13 protein-coding genes are annotated in these 16945 nt (G+C 40.4%); 10 read left to right on the forward strand and 3 right to left on the reverse strand.

Annotated elements, in window-relative coordinates:
* Nucleotides 1-164: 164 nt before the first annotated feature.
* The gene (locus HC965_RS03495; protein WP_191030146.1) at nt 165-1082 is read left to right on the forward strand and encodes an alkaline phosphatase; all 918 of its coding nucleotides are present in this window, start codon (nt 165-167) and stop codon (nt 1080-1082) included.
* Between the two features lie 208 nt (nt 1083-1290).
* Here HC965_RS03495 and HC965_RS03500 read toward each other — a convergent pair whose 3' ends face one another.
* Both HC965_RS03500 and HC965_RS03505 read right to left on the reverse strand, forming a co-directional pair.
* Nucleotides 1291-1569 (reverse strand): Txe/YoeB family addiction module toxin, encoded by a 279-nt coding sequence (locus HC965_RS03500; protein WP_191030147.1) that lies wholly within the window; start codon nt 1567-1569, stop codon nt 1291-1293.
* The gene (locus HC965_RS03505; RefSeq protein WP_191030148.1) at nt 1566-1868 is read right to left on the reverse strand and encodes a hypothetical protein; all 303 of its coding nucleotides are present in this window, start codon (nt 1866-1868) and stop codon (nt 1566-1568) included. The genes HC965_RS03500 and HC965_RS03505 overlap by 4 nt, the downstream gene beginning before the upstream one ends.
* 200 nt (nt 1869-2068) lie before the next feature.
* On the opposite strand from HC965_RS03505, the gene HC965_RS03510 reads away from it, so the two are divergent.
* From HC965_RS03510 to HC965_RS03520, 3 genes are all read left to right on the forward strand, one after another.
* On the forward strand, nt 2069-2797 hold the full coding sequence (locus HC965_RS03510) for a nitroreductase family protein (protein WP_191030149.1): 729 nt from the start codon (nt 2069-2071) through the stop codon (nt 2795-2797).
* A 144-nt stretch (nt 2798-2941) separates the two neighbouring features.
* Entirely contained in the window at nt 2942-3826 is an 885-nt protein-coding gene (locus tag HC965_RS03515) for an Rpn family recombination-promoting nuclease/putative transposase (protein WP_191030150.1), read from the forward strand.
* A 102-nt stretch (nt 3827-3928) separates the two neighbouring features.
* On the forward strand, nt 3929-4180 hold the full coding sequence (locus tag HC965_RS03520) for a hypothetical protein (protein WP_191030151.1): 252 nt from the start codon (nt 3929-3931) through the stop codon (nt 4178-4180).
* 76 nt (nt 4181-4256) lie between these two features.
* Here HC965_RS03520 and HC965_RS03525 read toward each other — a convergent pair whose 3' ends face one another.
* Complete coding sequence (locus tag HC965_RS03525; protein WP_191030152.1) at nt 4257-5462, reverse strand: ATP-binding protein; 1206 nt, start codon at nt 5460-5462, stop codon at nt 4257-4259.
* 780 nt (nt 5463-6242) lie between these two features.
* Between HC965_RS03525 and HC965_RS03530 the strand changes: the two genes are divergently transcribed.
* The 6 genes from HC965_RS03530 (at nt 6243) to HC965_RS03555 (ending at nt 16786) form a co-directional block, all read left to right on the forward strand.
* Nucleotides 6243-7592 carry a DUF4925 domain-containing protein gene (locus HC965_RS03530; RefSeq protein ID WP_191030153.1) on the forward strand — a complete coding sequence of 450 codons (1350 nt, stop codon included), beginning with the start codon at nt 6243-6245 and terminating at the stop codon, nt 7590-7592.
* A gap of 64 nt (nt 7593-7656) precedes the next feature.
* Nucleotides 7657-10710, forward strand: a complete 3054-nt coding sequence (locus HC965_RS03535; RefSeq protein ID WP_191030154.1) for a TonB-dependent receptor — start codon at nt 7657-7659, stop codon at nt 10708-10710.
* A gap of 33 nt (nt 10711-10743) precedes the next feature.
* Nucleotides 10744-12486: a RagB/SusD family nutrient uptake outer membrane protein gene (locus HC965_RS03540; RefSeq protein WP_191030155.1), complete on the forward strand. Its 1743-nt coding sequence runs from the start codon at nt 10744-10746 to the stop codon at nt 12484-12486.
* A gap of 26 nt (nt 12487-12512) precedes the next feature.
* Entirely contained in the window at nt 12513-14051 is a 1539-nt protein-coding gene (locus tag HC965_RS03545; protein ID WP_191030156.1) for a glycoside hydrolase family 30 beta sandwich domain-containing protein, read from the forward strand.
* A gap of 38 nt (nt 14052-14089) precedes the next feature.
* Complete coding sequence (locus HC965_RS03550; RefSeq protein WP_191030157.1) at nt 14090-15499, forward strand: Ig-like domain-containing protein; 1410 nt, start codon at nt 14090-14092, stop codon at nt 15497-15499.
* 96 nt (nt 15500-15595) lie between these two features.
* Nucleotides 15596-16786: a glycoside hydrolase family 130 protein gene (locus HC965_RS03555; RefSeq protein WP_191030158.1), complete on the forward strand. Its 1191-nt coding sequence runs from the start codon at nt 15596-15598 to the stop codon at nt 16784-16786.
* The last annotated feature ends 159 nt before the right edge of the window (nt 16787-16945 follow it).

A 16945-nucleotide genomic window follows, 5' to 3' on the forward strand; every position in this document is an offset into this window, starting at 1 on the left:
TTTAATAGCTATTATTCCATAAAGCAAGCGCATTGAAAAAAAGTATTAGTATCTGCTAATATTATATTTGTCTCTCCTTTAAAATAGCCCTATCTTTGTCTATCGTTAGTTATGACCTCTCATTAAACAACGAATAAAACATTAACCATATAAATAAAAGTATCATGAATAAACAGACCTTATTAACACTACTTACTACATTTGCTTTACTCTTCAGTCTAAGTTTCTCTTGCAATGCCAAAGGAAAAGACAAAGCCAAACACGTTGTTTTTATCGGATTGGATGGCTGGGGCGCATATAGCCTGCCCAAAGCAGATATGCCCAATGTCAAAAAGCTGATGGAAGACGGTTCTTATACACTAAAGAAACGTTCCGCCCTTCCTTCCTCCAGCGCCATCAACTGGGCATCCATGTTTATGGGAGCCGGACCGGAACTTCACGGATACACCGAATGGGGCTCTAAAACCCCGGAACTTCCATCACGTGTATTGAACGAACATGGCATTTTCCCTACTGTTTTCCAATTGCTGCGCGATGCTCGTCCGAAGGCAGAAATCGGCTGTTTGTACGAATGGGAAGGAATCAAATATTTAGTAGACACTCTTTCCATGAGCTACCATTACCATGTTGCCGATTACAACAAGACTCCAAAAGAGTTGGGCAATATGGCATCCGCTTATATTAAGGAAAAACAGCCGGCTCTCGTCGCTATCTGCTATGATAGTCCGGACCATACCGGTCATACTGAAGGACATGACACTCCTGCCTATTATGAGAAACTCAAAGAGCTGGATACTTATGTCGGCCAAATCGTTCAGGCAGTGAAAGATGCCGGAATCTTTGACGACACCATTTTCATATTGACTTCCGACCATGGTGGCATCGACAAAGGACACGGTGGAAAAACGATGCAAGAAATGGAAACCCCGTTTATCATTTCCGGTAAGAATATCAAAAAAGGACTTAGATTCGATGATGTAAGTATGATGCAATACGATGTAGCTTCTACAATAGCATCTATTTTCAATCTTGAACAACCACAAGTCTGGATTGGCAGACCGATGAATATTGTTTTCAAATAACCATTGAGATTATATAGGAAATTAAGAAATAAGGAAAGGAGAAGCTAGATTTGTTGTAGCTTCCCCTTTCCTTATTAATAAGTTACTTATTTGATTTAAACGATTAGTTATTTAAAAGACAACCACATAACAAGTTTTATTCATATACAAAAAAGCTGTGAAAAACTAATTCCATCGCTTATTATAATTTAGCTAAAGTATATATTACTTATTTATCTCCATAGTGCCCTTTTACAGAAACAACAGTTACTGTAACTGTCTCTTCATGTATAGTGTATATGATACGAAAATGTTTATTTATGCGCCTACTCCAATACCCTGAAAGGTTGCCTTTCAGTTGTTCCACTTGTCCTGTTCCTGTGGATGGATGTTCTTCCAACTCTTTGAACAGAGAGAGTATTTTTGCTAAATCCTTCTTTTGCCCGGATTTTTTCCATTGGATAAGTTGTTTCTCGGCTTCTTCCGTTAACACTATCCTATAGCTCATACCCCTAGTAAGCTTCTGATTTCATCCATTGAATAAGCTTTGACTTTTCCTTTTTTAGCATCTTCGATTCCACGTTCTACGGATGCCATGTTTTCGGGATTATCAAACCATGAGTCACCACTTGGGCTTGGATTGGTTGATACTTCCACGCTTAGGCTATCAGCTTTGGCCACCAAAATATTTTCAATGAATGCCTTCAAGCTTTTGCCTTGAGACGCCGCCATGATGGATAATTTCTGCAAAGTCTCTATTGGCAAATCAATGTTTTTTCTTTTCTTTTCTAATGTTACTGCTGCCATAATCTTTGATATTTGATACAAATATATAATATATATATGATATACACAATATACATTATACTATTTAACACAACTCATTGATTCATAAGCCAAAATGCGATGGCAAAAATAATATATAAAAGAATAAAAATTCAGTTGATTAAAATACAAACAGCCAGTGTAAGTGTTCTAATATAATATCACTATAAAATAAACACATTATGAATTTAGAAGAAGTCCTCAATTATCGCCGTTCCGTACGGGTGTATGATAAAGAAAAACAGATAGCTCCGGAAAGGGTGAAGCATTGTTTGGAACTGGCAACATTAGCTCCCAACAGTTCAGATATGCAGTTATGGGAATTTTACCATATCACGCAACCCGAGATGTTGGCGAAAGTTTCAAGGGCCTGCCTCGATCAAAAAGCAACCTCGACAGCCTCGCAAGTGGTTGTTTTTGTTGTACGAAGGGATGCGTACAGGAAACGTGCACGATTTGTACTCGAGTTCGAACGTGAAAATATTCGTCGTTACAGTCCAAAAGAGCGTCAGGAAAAACGCATCAAAGACCGGGAACTGTACTACGGGACATTGATGCCATTCGTTTACGCCCGTTTCTTCGGAATTTTAGGGCTATTCAGGAAATTACTGGCAAATATTATCAGCATTTTCCGTCCGATGATGCTCGAAGTCTCAGAAAATGACACACGCGTAGTAGCCCATAAATCCTGCGCGCTTGCCGCCCAGACATTTATGATTGCGATGGCAAACGAAGGGTATGATACATGTCCCTTAGAAGGCTTGGACAGCCGTCGACTAAAAAGAGTTCTGAAACTACCTCATGGTGCTGAAATTAACATGGTTATTTCCTGTGGAATACGGGATGGGAACAAAGGTATCTGGGGAGAACGATGCAGAGTACCGTTTGATGAGGTGTATCATAAAATTTAATGTATACATTTTTAAAGTAGGCAGAAAGAATTAAAGAAAAAAGAGATAATCACCGATAAGGTTTACTAATGAATATTAGGCATTTAATCTTCATATTCTGCGAAAAAGGTTGTAACTTTGCCATAACTTAAAAAAGGAAGTGATATGGAACAGGCAGACAGATATATTCGTTTTGACTGGGCAATCAAAAGACTGCTTCGTCAGAAGGCTAACTTCAGTGTTTTAGAAGGTTTCCTTACGGTACTACTTGGCGAAGAGGTGAAAATCATCGAGATACTTGAAAGTGAAAGTAACCAGCAGACAGCCGATGATAAATTCAACCGTGTGGATATCAAAGCCAAAAATGATAAGGATGAAATAATTATCATTGAGGTTCAGAATACTCGTGAACTTTATTATTTGGAACGTATTCTCTACGGAGTGGCAAAAGCCATCACGGAGCATATATCTCTTGGTGAACGCTATTATGAGGTGAAAAAGATTTATTCCATCAGCATCTTGTACTTCGATATTGGCAAGGGAGATGACTACTTATATCACGGACAGAACAACTTTGTCGGAGTACATACGAACGACCGACTTGAAGTGACTACCAAAGAGAAAGACGCACTGGTGCATAAGCTCCCCGCAGAAGTATTTCCCGAGTATTTCCTAATTCGGGTGAATGAGTTCAACAAAGTGGCTGTTACTCCTTTGGAAGAATGGGTGGAGTATCTGAAGACAGGTTGTATCCGTTTTGATACGGAAACGCCGGGACTGAAAGAAGCTCGCGAAAAACTGGTTTATTATAATATGTCCAAAGCGGAACGCCAGGCTTATGATGAACATTTGAGTGCCATCATGATACAGAATGATGTGTTGGATGGAGCGAAACTGGAAGGACGTATGGAAGGACGTATGGAAGGACGCATGGAAGGGCTTCAAGAAGGACGTATGGAAGTTGCCCGTAACATGAAAAAGCTGGGAGTTACTATTGAGGTAATCATACAAAGTACCGGATTATCAGAAAAAGAAATAGAGATTTTATAAGTAAAATATATATCTACATATCCCCTTCTTATTTCTCCCTTATCAGAAAGTTGAAATAAGAAGGGAAGTGTATCATAAGATTTAACACATAGTCCTTATGTTTTGACCGCTTTGAATGTATCAATGGTCGCCTCTGTGGCATGGGAAAAAGCTCGTAAGGCTACTGCGAAGATCGTCCCGGAGAATTATATCCTGCCAATAAGAAGTATCGGCACCTATTACCTGACAGAAGAAGGGACATTAAAAGATATTGTGGATGCTGAACTACATATGGTAAGCGGTTTGGAGCTTGATGGTATCTCCGATTTGGTAGATGAGAGCATTGCCGCATTAAATTCAATTATTTATGGCTGATACAAATTTACACGAGAATAAAGTATAAAAGAGATCGAACCACAAGCGGATACATCGCCACCTTCTTATAAACCTTTTAATAAAGCAATCCAAATATCCATAGCGGAATCCTGTTGTGATGTCCTATTTCTGTTCCATCAACAGCAAGAAAACTATTTGAAATATCTTTTATTTGCTCGAATGTTTTTGTCCGTCCTCCCACCTCAAACAAATAATGTCTGTCCACATAAAAATCACCCCGTTGAGGTAACAACAATTCATGAGTAATATTTAGCTGATTAAAGAAAAAAGTCTCTCTCAACGTACCAATATCTATATTGGGAGATAAAGCATACATTAGATTAGGATTATCCAAATAGATCTTATCCGGCCTCGAAAGACTCTTGTAATTCTTCACCTGTGTAGTCAGCAAAGATAACAGACCTCCTCTTTCCAAAGCATATAACATCTTCAAACCTTGCTCTCTATTCGTTTCCAATTCTTTATAAAGCTCGCTCATCTTAGGAGTATGAGGAACTCTTTCCGCCAGAATCATTAACATCTTCTTCACCTTCTGTATTGTTACATATTGTATATCTTCCACAGCCGGCAGGTCCGATTCAATCACTTGCCTGACCACTTCCTGTAACCGGAAATCATATCCCTCACAGGTATTTTTATAAAAAGGGTAATAGCCTGTTCGAAGATATTTCTCAAACAATGGAAGAATTTTCACCTGCTCCGTTATATTTGATGCGATTGCCACATGATCTTGCAGTAATTCTTCCAATGAATATGCTCTAATTTTCAGTCCGCATTCAAATTCCAGAAATTCCCTGAATGATAAACCTACCAGTTGATAAACCATCTGTCGTCTTGACAGGTCACCTTGCTGTAAATCAATCTCCAACATTGAAGAACCTGTATATGCTATATGCAAATCCGGGTAATCATCATTCAAATTTTTAAGCATAGTCTGCCAATAAGGATATCGATGTATCTCGTCAAGGAAAAGGTGGGTTCCCCCATGTGTATAATGATACTCGACTAAGTCATCTAACGAGTGATTGGAAAACCACAGGTTATCTAACGAAACATACAATGCACAATCTGTCTGCTCCCAATTACGCTTAATATATTGAAGCATAAGTGTTGTTTTCCCTACTCCTCTAGCTCCTTTAATGCCAATAAGCCTATCATTCCAATTTATTTTCTCATACAGGAATCGTGTAAACGACAGAGGTGTATCTTTTAGTCTTCTCCGATAGCTTCTATATATTTTTTCAATCTCTCTTTCTTCCATGGCTGTTTATTTTGATACAAAAATAGCAAAATAAATCTTCCAACGTCTTTTTTATAGAAAAAATAAATCTTCCAACGTCTTTTTTCGCAGTTATATATACAATATAGAGTATATGCTTTAAAAACAGATGATTCATAGGCGAGGATAGAGCGTACGTACATTTAACCCTTGTTCTCTATTCGTTTCTGTACCGATATGAGCTAAACGAACATCAGGAATGACTGGTTATCGAGGATATATAGTTCCAACGTGCAGGTCATATAGACCCAATGTACAGCGTATATACATCCAATGTACAAGGCATATATAGCTTGTGTCTTGGATATTAATGTCTGATGTATCAGGTATTAACACCTGACGTATCAACTATTAATACCTGACATCTCAACTATTAACAGTTGATGGGCAGTTTATGACATCGACTTATTGTTTAATAATACTTGAAAGGAGAAACAACATAGGGTCACCGGATGGTGTGATTTAGTTCAAAATAAATATTCAAAGCCTTTTATGCAGCCACATATATTACAATAATGTATGCTTTAAAAACAGACACTCCATAGACGAGAACAAAGTATACACAGATTTAACATTTACATCAACAAATACAGCAATTTATGGAATTTCAGTATTGTATTAAAGATATAAAACCACTATTTTTACTCATTTTTACGCTTTTTGTTAATATTGTATTAGTATTTGATAAAATTATATTTGTCCTCCATTACAAACCACCCTACCTTTGCCCCCAGAGTTTAACAACATAAAATTATATATGCAATGAAAAACAAATTATTTTATCTTATTAGTGCAGCGTGCCTATTGAGCTACACAGGCACTTTTACTTCTTGTGTAAACGGTGTCGATGACGAATATCTGGAACAGAAAATTACTGATGACACAAAAGCTGAAGATGAGATCCCCGATTTAAATGGTGAATATAGCATGGTGGGTGATTTTGATCTGGAGATGATATGCAATGGTGACCTGCTTGAAGGACAGAAAGTAGTTATGGCTGTTGATGAAAATAATGAATCAGCTACAATTACATTTACTGCTATAGAGACTGATTTGGAAAGTGTAATTGCCTTGATTCCAGGTGCTAATTTGATTCAGGGTATGGGTCTTAAGTATACAGGAAGCTGTCCGATTCCGGGAGTAAAGGAACTAACCTTTACTAATGTTTCTGTATACAAAAGAGGATCGACCTATGCATTTAGAGGTAGCCTTGATCAGAAAACATATACGATGGAATATGAAGGTAAAATTACAGATGGCAAAATGACCTTAAATATTAATTATGAACTAACAGAAACCAAACTGGCAAGTACGTGGAATTTACAAAAGCCAAATCTAGAATTGCCAAGTCCTATGATGACACCCTTATGGTTTGATTGGGATACCAATCTAAAAATTAAATTTGGGGAAATAAACATACCAGGTCTCGGCGATATGAATATTGATACCTACACACCTAATGAACTGCAAGGTTTACTATACTTTGCTGCTATGTTTCAAGTATTCAATCTCCAACAAACAGTCGCAGACCTATTGCAAAGCATCACAGCTATGCCAAACGGAAGCCTGTATGCTACTTACGCTTGGGACAGCGATACATCCAATCCGGACAGATGGAGTTCAAATATGAACCGTAATATCATTCGTTATTATTATGATGAAAAGAACGAAAATCGTATCTATATAGAGATTAATGGCCAATTCTTATTAAACACGATCAAAAGTCTTGTACAACCGACACCTAATACTCGTGGAGCAGCGGAAGACCTTAAAGCACTCGGTACAAAACTAATTGAGTTTTTGAAACCAGCTCTTGAAAATGGTATTCCATGTGAGTATTCAATTAATAACAATAAGCTGTCTATTAACATAGACGGAGAGTTTTTATTAGGTGCTCTCAAATTATTAGCAGAAGTGGGCAATAATGAAGCGGCCATGGGTTTTCTCATGCCATTACTGAAAAGCGATCCAACAATGGCTCAATATGCTCCTAATCTGGAAATCTTCTTAAAACGTCTACCTGACTTATTAACATATAAAGAAGAAAGTGGAAGTGGGGAATTGAGTGGAGAATGTAAATACGTCAAAATTGGGTTACATTTAGAAAGATAACAACATAAAGACAGTAAAAAAGATTTCTAATGAATAAGTACAGTTTAAACACTCAAATAGTATCATGAAAAAAATACTTTGTTTTTTCTTTTTCTTGTGCCTTCTTACCCTTCCCGGGTTTGCACAAGAAATAAATATAACAGGTACAGTCACCGAAGCATCGACCAATGAGCCGATGCCCGGAGTCACTGTCCAAGTAAAAGGAACCGCCAACGGTACCATCTCCAATATAGATGGTCAATATACCATACAGGTGAAAATGAACGACATACTTGTTTTCTCTACCATTGGTATGAAAACTGTTGAAAGAAAAGTTTCTTCCAATACTCCCATCAACGTATCGATGGCGGAAGACAACGTGCAACTGGATCAAGTAGTAGTTATCGGTTACGGTACAGTGAAGAAAAGCCACCTTTCCGGAGCTGTAAGTTCCGTTGGAACGAAAGAACTCAACGGAGATATTGCAACTTCCGCAGCTACTGCCTTACAGGGAAAAATCCCAGGTGTATCCGTTATGAGTTCCAGTGGTAATCCTAATGACGGAACCACTATCAATGTACGCGGTATCAGTTCTCTATCCAGCAATACCCCTCTATTTGTTGTAGACGGTGCATTTGGCGACATCAATATGATCGATCCTAACGACATCCAGTCTATCGAAGTATTGAAAGATGCTGCTGCAGCCGCTATCTACGGTTTGCGTGCAGCGGGAGGTGTAGTGTTGATTACTACAAAAGGCGGTCGCAAAGAAATGCCAACCAAAGTTGATATCAACGCTTTCACTGGCATTCAGCAGAACCCTAAAAAACTGAACGTAATGAATGGCGAAGAATACAGCCGTTTTTCACGCTACTATGGCTTGGCTGCTGATGGTTACGGAGCAGAAACAGATGCAGTGCCATTTGTTGGTAAAGGCACAGACTGGCAAGACATTATGCTGAACACAGCTATGGTTTACAAGGCCAATGTCGGTATCACAGGTGGTTCGAAGAATGCATCATTCAGTGCATCCGGCGGCTATCTGAACAAAGACGGCATCATGCGCAATAGCAGCCACGAGTCCTACAATATCCGACTGAAAAGTGATTTCAGCTTCCTCAACAACCGTGTCACCATAGGCGAATCATTAATCGTTCGTCTGTCACAGGGCAAAGGCAACATAGATCAAGACACAATGAACGGCCTGCTACGTTTCCCGACTGTTATCCCCGTTTTCGACCCGACCAATAGTACCGGATGGGGAACATCTGCAGACATTAACCTTCCGAATCCCTATGCCAACTCCGAAGTTTATGATGCAAAAAGCGAAAATACGCAAATCTTCCTAAACGCTTATATTCAGGCAGAAGTTATCAACGGACTAAAATATAAACTGAACTTAGGCGTAAGAAGAAACCATACGAAGAATCGTAATTACACCAATGCATACGACCTGGGAACTTATGGCATCAACGAAGCCCCGGATCTTTCGGAAAGTTTCTCTAGTTTCGATTCTTGGGTACTTGAGCACACCCTGAATTATGACCGCACTTTCGGCAAACATACCATATCTGCGCTGGCAGGTTATTCGGCACAGAGAGACCATATCTATGGTCTAAACGGAAGCAACTCCGATCTTCCGAAGTTCATTGAAACAATGAATGGGAATGTAACTACCATGAAAGCAAGCAGTTCAAGAGCTGAGCTAGCATTGGTTTCGCTCTTCGGACGTGTGATGTATTCTTATGATGACCGTTATTTGCTCTCTGCTTCTATCCGTCGTGACGGCTCTTCACGCTTCGGAAAAGGACATCGGTACGGTAGTTTCCCTTCAGTTTCTGTGGGATGGAATATCAATCGTGAGAAGTTCTTCCGCCCATTGGAAAACATCTTTGACCAAGTGAAACTACGTTTAAGCTACGGTAAACTGGGTAACCAGGAGATGGATGGCTATTATCCTACGCTAAGTGTGGTAAGTGAGGGTATGAACTACCTACAAGGCAACGCTATTTGGTTTGGAAAACTACCTTTCGTAACTGCCGTATCTCCAGACGACCTTACATGGGAAAACACAGAGACTTACAACATCGGTATGGATGTAACACTATTAAACGGCAGACTTGCCCTTACAGCCGATGCATATATCAAAAATACCAATGATGTGTTAATACCTACTACCTTAGCAGCTTCTACAGGTATCAGCGGCCTTCCTATCCAAAATGCCGGACAAATACAAAACAGAGGTATCGAATTGTCAGCAACATGGCGCGACCGTCTTGGCGACAAAGTAAACTACTACGTCGGAGCCAACTTGAGCACTGCTAGCAATCAGGTAACCAATATCACTGCCGGTGGAAAGTATATGTCTATTTCAGGATACTCAGCACACGGAGCGGGCGGACGTGGTATCAATATGTTTAAAAAAGGACATTCCATGTCTTATTTCAACTTGATTGAAACAGATGGTATCTTCCGCAGTATAGAAGAAGTTGAAAACTACAAAAACAGCAAAGGTGAATTGATTCAACCAGGTGCACAAGTAGGTGATGTGCGATACAAAGACTGGAACGGCGACGGAAAAATCGACACTAATGACCAACACGATGTTGGCAGCCCGCTTCCTAATTTTACTTTTGGCTTGAGACTGGGCGGCGACTGGAACAACTTCGACCTCAACATCTTTATCGACGGCGTAGCTGGCAACAAAATCTACAACTATCCACGTTATTGTCTTGAATCAGGAGCATTCAACGGTAACTTGAGTACAAACGTAGCCAAATCCTGGAGACCGGATAATACCAATACCGACATGCCGCGTTTCTCCAAATCAGACGGTACGGACAATAAACTTGCCTATACTGACAGATGGTTGGAAGACGGTTCTTATGTACGCCTGAAAACAATAGACATAGGCTATACATTCCCAAAACAATGGTTACAAAAAGTAATGATTCAGCATCTGCGTCTTTACGTATCAATGGAAAACCTGTTGACACTGACCAAATATACCGGCTACACTCCCGATTTGGGTGAAAGTTCTTCAACCGGCGTGAGCTATAGCGTATTCTCCAGAGGAATTGACCAGGGACGTTACCCTATTCCCCGTACTTTCTCTTTTGGAATCCAGTTAGGATTATAACATACTAAGATTTACACATTGAAAAATTAAATTATGAAAAAGAATTGGTTATCATATATGCTTGTATCAGCTCTCCTTTCGGGAGCGCTGACATCATGCAGCGACTCTTTTCTGGATCTGAAAGACCCGAACCACTTTACAAACGAAAATTTCTGGAAAGATAAGGCGGATGCAGAAAGTGCATTGGCAGCGGCATACTCACCTATCAAATATCAAATGTACGGATATTACGGTGCCTTCGACGGATGGCTCAACCTCAACAGTCGTGGAGATGATATCTTTACTATACTGAACGAAGAAGCCAGTATGTGGGACATTGCCACATTTCAAAACTCCGCTACAACAGGAAATGACCCCTACGGTGCACTGTATGCAGGTATTCAACGTGCCAACATCGTACTGAGATATATCGACAAGGTTCCGGCAAGCGGCATCACGGAAAGCGACCGTGCTACAATTAAAGGAGAAGCCCTCACGCTAAGAGCCTATCAGTATTTTCTGCTAGTGAGTAACTACGGAGCAGTTCCTCTGCGCTTAATACCATCGAATGAAGACGAAGCCGACAAGAAGGCATCTCCTGAATCCGAAATTTGGGCACAGGTCGAAAAGGATCTGCTTGCCGCCATCAAAGACGGAAACCTGCCTGAAAACCGCCCTGCAGAACAAAAAGGACGTATCGAAAGAGGTGCAGCCATCACTATACTTGGCAAAGTATATGCAACACAGCATAAATATGCCGAAGCTAAAACTCTGTTGAAAGGTCTGATTGATTCATCTTACAGTTATTTTGACGGTTCCAATCCGGGCAAACGCTATCGATTGATGGAAAACTTCGTGGATAATTTTACTACAGCCAATGAAAACAATGCCGAATCCGTATTTGAATTGCAATATAGCAGTGACGGCGATATGTCATGGGGTAACGAAGGCGGCATCAGCTTGGGAAGCTCACTGGCACAATTTGTAGGTCCCGCAAAATCAGGGGGATGGGCAAAGCTAATGCCTTCTGCATTCCTTGTCAGCGAATTCACCACCGAAACACGCGGAAGCAGATCCATGATTCAAGACGAAAACGGGGACTGGATAACAAATCCGGATAAAACAGCGGAACCGGACTCTAAATATGATAAACGTATTTATGCCAGTATGTTCTTCACACCAAGCGAATATGGCGATTGGGTATCAGAAGAAAATGGTTGGTATGACGGGAAATTCTACGGCGGCCTTTTCACGATGGACGATCTTTGGACAGGCAATGCTTCCAAAATGGCCGGTGGTGCTCCCATCTTTAATGTCAGCCAATCCAGCGGTGCACAAATCGGCAGATTCCTTCTGAAAAAATATACTGCACACTATGTAAAATCAAAAAGTGCCGACAACATGGGCAATGTAGAAGGGAGAGCAAACAATGTACGTGCAATACGTTTTGCAGAAACATTATTGCTATACGCTGAAGCTTGCGCTAAAGTTGCAGACAAAGACCAAGCTAACTGGGCATTGAACGAAATCCGCCAAAGAGCAGGTTTACCCAAAAAAGATTTTGAACAAATCGACTTGATGAAAGAGATTGAACATCAATGTCTGCTCGAATTCTTTGGCGAGGGTCATCGCTTCGACGACTTGAAGCGTTGGTATACAACTCCCCAAATTCAGATGATATTAAAAGGTAATGATAAACAGGGAGCTTATAACTTCAAAGAAAAATATAAATATTTCCCTATTCCTGCAGGAGAGTTGAATAACTCATCAGTGGAACAGAATGAGTTATGGAAATAATTAAAAACAATTTAAGATACAAATTTATGAAAAAGATATATTTATTTGTAAGCACATCTTTGTTCTTGCTGCTCGGATGCATCACAGCTTGTGATGACAATAGTCTGAGCCATGATGAAGTGTATATTCCGGATCCGATGGTCATATCCGACGAAGATGACGGTCTTTCACCGGAACCCAGCACAGAGTCGGTTATCAGAATCCAACCTGAAAGCAAGCAGCAGGAAATCGATGGTTTCGGATGTAATTTCGGATGGGCAGAAGCCGTATACGGGTGCACAAAACGCGAACAAATCATGGATGACCTATATGGCGAAAACGGATTGAGATTTAATATCTATCGTGGAGAGGTATGTGCTTCATCCGCATCTGACGATGGCAAAACATTCAATTTTAAAACACAAGAGAACTATCATCTGGGAGCGCATTCTGCGGAAGCAAAAGTACTTTTCAGTTCAAACGCTGATAAATTTAAAGAATACGCACAATTGTGGATTATCGACTATCTATGTAAGAAGAAGTTGATGGATATCTATTATTTCTTTTCTGTATGGAGTCCTCCAGTAATATGGAAATCTGGCGATGGCGAAACAGCCACTTCCGGAAGTGGTTCTTTCAATAGTAAATATAGCAAAGAGTATGCCGAATTCCTTACCGGTTTTGCAAAAGCCTTTAAAGAAAAGTTTGGCATCAATGTCTATGGCATCTCCGGCTGGAACGAACCAGACCAAGCTATGGGCGGATGGGACGGATGTATGTGGGGAAACCAGCAAATGGCAGATTTCGTAATGAATAACCTGCGTCCGGAACTAAATAGACAAGGTCTCCAAGACACAAAAATCATTTATGGAGAACTACCTTGGTGGGCAAATGCCGTTGAATGGGTAGAAACTGCATTGAAAAACAATCCGGGATTAGTAGATGCCGATATTGTTGCAGCAGGACATGGTTATTCCACAGTTGACGCTAATATATTACCGATGAAAACAGCCGAAGAGAATGGAGTTCATGTATGGCAAACAGAAACTTGCGATGACAAAACTCGTGACGAGACATGGAATGATGCAATGAAATGGGCAAAGAACTATCACGATTATCTGACAAAAGCACGCACCAATGCCGTTGTATGGTGGGCAGGAGCACGTCAATGCTCAACGACCGGTGAAAACCTTCTCCAAACTAATGCGTGGGATTTCAGTACTGACTATTATCGCGTAGACCGTTACTACTCTATCGGACAATTCTCCAGATATATCAAAAGAGGTTCAACACGCGTAGATGTAGAAACCGTTTCAACCACAGCAAACAGAATTCCGAGGGATTTGAGTGCATCGGCATACATCAAAGACGATACATATACCATCGTATTGGTGAATAAGTCAAAAAGCAAAGCATTTGACGCTTTACTGGAAATTGAAGGCAAAGAATTTGAAAGTATGGTTTCATATACTTCTAATTCCAGCGTAAAGTGGTTCCGCAAGAAACTGAATCCTTCTTCAACCGGAAAACGTTCTGTTAATGTACCTAAGTATAGTGTAGTAACTATCACCGGAAGATTCAAATAAAAGGAACAACTGAACAATTAAAATGAATTAATACACGAATGAAAAAGAATATTATATACTTGGCAGGAGCTTTATTAAGCTCCGCCATACTAACATTCGGATGCTCGGAAGACATCCCGTCGTACAATGAATTGACTATCGACAAAACAGAGGTTTTCATACAAGCGGATGGAGAAAACCCTTTTGCTGAAATCAATATCACGAGCGGAAATGGCAATTATAAACTAACCATAGCTGATGAGAACATAGCAAGCGCCACTCTAGATGGTAATCGCATTATTATTAACGGTCTGAAGGACGGAACAACAACAGCCACCATAACGGATTGGAGCAAACATTCGGCTGCATTCACTATTAAGGTAAAGGAAGATTTCGAACTGAAGCTGGACAAAGAAGAATTAGTCATGTTCTTGGATGAAAACAAAACTGCACTAGTTAACATCATCAGCGGTAATGGCGGCTATCAAGTGGAAAGCAGCAACAACGAAGTGGCTACTGCCGAAATAAACGAAGATGGCAAAATATTAGTCACTGCACTTAGCAGCGATTTCTGCAATATTATTGTAACCGACGCTGACGGAAATAAAACGACTTTGAAAGTTAGAGTATGCGTTGAGCATCTAGTAACTGAAGATATAACGAAAAAAGTTTGTGAAATAGGTAAAGAATTGATTATCAACATTACGTCTGGTAATGGTGAGTACTCTGTAGTCAGTGAAAATCCGGAAATAGCAACTGCGGAAATGATAGAAGGCGCCATTAAAGTAACAGGAGTCTCCAAAGGCGAAGTTAATATTACTGTTACTGACAGAATGAAGCTCACCAATTCCATGAAAGTAAGAGTAACAGGCGGACTTGTTATTGAAATGACTCAGGTTGACAATCTATGGATTGGCAAGGAACTAAGAATCCCCATAATAGACGGTAGCGGAGATTATACTATCAAATGCGGCCCGTCTATGACATGTATTCTCTCAGAAGACAAGCAAGAACTGATTGTAACTGGCATTGAAAAGAAAATGGCATTGAATGAGGATATTACAATCACTGACAATATACTTGAAACACCAATTGTAATCACTGTGAAATGCATTGATTATCCATTTGAAGAGAATGTAGCAAGATGGTTTGTCCAAGGTTCCTTTGGAATACCAGGCGGATGCTCTATTAACGAAGCAGACGGTATCACAACCATAAAGACAGGAGACAAAAACATACGAAATGGATTCGTTATCTCCTTCAAAGGAGATCGTACAGAAGGCAACAAGACCGATGCTACATTATACACTCTCAACAGTTCCGGTCAAAATGGTAGTGAAATTAAGATTTCTAATGTAGTAATGGAAAAAGTACAATATGATGAGGGGCGGGAACCAAATGGATTTTTTTGGATAAAATTCCGTGAAGATGGCAAAGATTATGATTCTTACATAATAGCTCACACATAAACACATTAGCCTTATAAAGACATATGAATCCACCGGAAGTACCCCATACTTCCGATAGATTCTAACTTTAGAAAGATATAGAAAGAACAATTCACTATGAGTAGAATTTATGACAATAGATTGCGCCTTCTACAAGAAACGCATGAAACTCTGATAACCCGCACGAACAGGATCATCCTTCCGGGCAATGGGATTTTTGAAAGATACGAATATCCGGTTTTAACGAACGAGCATGCTCCCCTGGAGTGGCGTTATGACTTGAATCCGGAAACTAATCCATGGCTAATGGAGCGAATTGGCGTCAACGCCACCATGAATTCAGGAGCTATCAAATGGAATGGAAAGTATCTGATGGTAGTACGCGTAGAAGGAAATGACCGCAAATCTTTCTTCGCCATTGCCGAAAGCCCCAATGGAATAGATAATTTTCGTTTTTGGGAATACCCAATAGAATTACCGGATACTGACCCGGCAGAAACAAATGTCTATGATATGCGTTTGACGGCTCACGAGGATGGCTGGATTTATGGTATTTTCTGTAGTGAAAGCCTTGCTCCCAATGCTGCACCGGGCGACCTGTCCTCTGCCGTAGCCAAAGCAGGCATCGTACGCACCAAAGACTTGAAGAACTGGGAACGGCTGCCGAATCTGATTTCTAAAAGTCAGCAACGCAATGTCGTATTACATCCGGAGTTCGTAAACGGTAAATACGCTCTATACACCCGCCCGCAAGATAACTTTATCGATGCCGGAAACGGCGGTGGTATCGGCTGGGCGCTGATAGATGATATTACTCATGCAGAAGTAAAAGAAGAAACCATTATAAATCATCGTCATTATCACACCATTAAAGAGGTGAAGAACGGTGAAGGGCCTCATCCTATCAAAACCCCCAAAGGATGGTTACACCTGGCTCACGGAGTTCGTGCATGCGCTGCCGGTCTGCGTTATGTCCTGTATCTATACATGACATCGCTGGAAGACCCGACAAAGAGCATTGCCGAACCGGGTGGTTTCTTATTAGCCCCCATGGGAGAAGAGAGAATCGGAGATGTATCCAATGTACTTTTCTCCAACGGGTGGATTGCAGACGAGGACGGAACAGTGTATATCTATTACGCTTCTTCCGATACTCGTATGCATGTGGCAACTTCGACAATCGACAGATTGATAGATTATTGTTTCCACACACCGGCGGATGGATTCCGCTCGGCAGCTTCTGTGAAAAACATCCGTAAACTCGTAGAAGCTAACAAGCTTGTTCTGGCAGAACAGTTTTATTTTTAAGATAACACGAGTTAGATATAGGTCTTAGCATAATAGCAACTGCCCGTTATTGACAAATTCCAAGTCAATGGCGGGCTTGTTTGTTTGTTGCACCTCAAAAAGTGCGTATTGCAGGTGAAATAGCACTTATCAAAAGCGCGCATTGCAGGGTATAAATAG

Origin of the sequence: Bacteroides sp. GM023 (genome assembly GCF_014750685.1) — a bacterium.
In the GTDB taxonomy this organism is placed as follows: Bacteria; Bacteroidota; Bacteroidia; order Bacteroidales; family Bacteroidaceae; genus Bacteroides.

Excerpts from the sequence above, each read along its gene's own strand:
- HC965_RS03550 (WP_191030157.1), top strand. The coding sequence starts at position 14,090 with ATGAAAAAGAATATTATATACTTGGCAGGAGCTTTATTAAGCTCCGCC.
- HC965_RS03555 (WP_191030158.1), top strand. The coding sequence starts at position 15,596 with ATGAGTAGAATTTATGACAATAGATTGCGCCTTCTACAAGAAACGCAT.
- HC965_RS03515 (WP_191030150.1), top strand. The coding sequence starts at position 2,942 with ATGGAACAGGCAGACAGATATATTCGTTTTGACTGGGCAATCAAAAGA.
- HC965_RS03495 (WP_191030146.1), top strand. The coding sequence starts at position 165 with ATGAATAAACAGACCTTATTAACACTACTTACTACATTTGCTTTACTC.
- HC965_RS03545 (WP_191030156.1), top strand. The coding sequence starts at position 12,513 with ATGAAAAAGATATATTTATTTGTAAGCACATCTTTGTTCTTGCTGCTC.
- HC965_RS03525 (WP_191030152.1), bottom strand. The coding sequence starts at position 5,462 with ATGGAAGAAAGAGAGATTGAAAAAATATATAGAAGCTATCGGAGAAGA.
- HC965_RS03540 (WP_191030155.1), top strand. The coding sequence starts at position 10,744 with ATGAAAAAGAATTGGTTATCATATATGCTTGTATCAGCTCTCCTTTCG.
- HC965_RS03505 (WP_191030148.1), bottom strand. The coding sequence starts at position 1,868 with ATGGCAGCAGTAACATTAGAAAAGAAAAGAAAAAACATTGATTTGCCA.
- HC965_RS03510 (WP_191030149.1), top strand. The coding sequence starts at position 2,069 with ATGAATTTAGAAGAAGTCCTCAATTATCGCCGTTCCGTACGGGTGTAT.
- HC965_RS03530 (WP_191030153.1), top strand. The coding sequence starts at position 6,243 with ATGAAAAACAAATTATTTTATCTTATTAGTGCAGCGTGCCTATTGAGC.
- HC965_RS03500 (WP_191030147.1), bottom strand. The coding sequence starts at position 1,569 with ATGAGCTATAGGATAGTGTTAACGGAAGAAGCCGAGAAACAACTTATC.
- HC965_RS03535 (WP_191030154.1), top strand. The coding sequence starts at position 7,657 with ATGAAAAAAATACTTTGTTTTTTCTTTTTCTTGTGCCTTCTTACCCTT.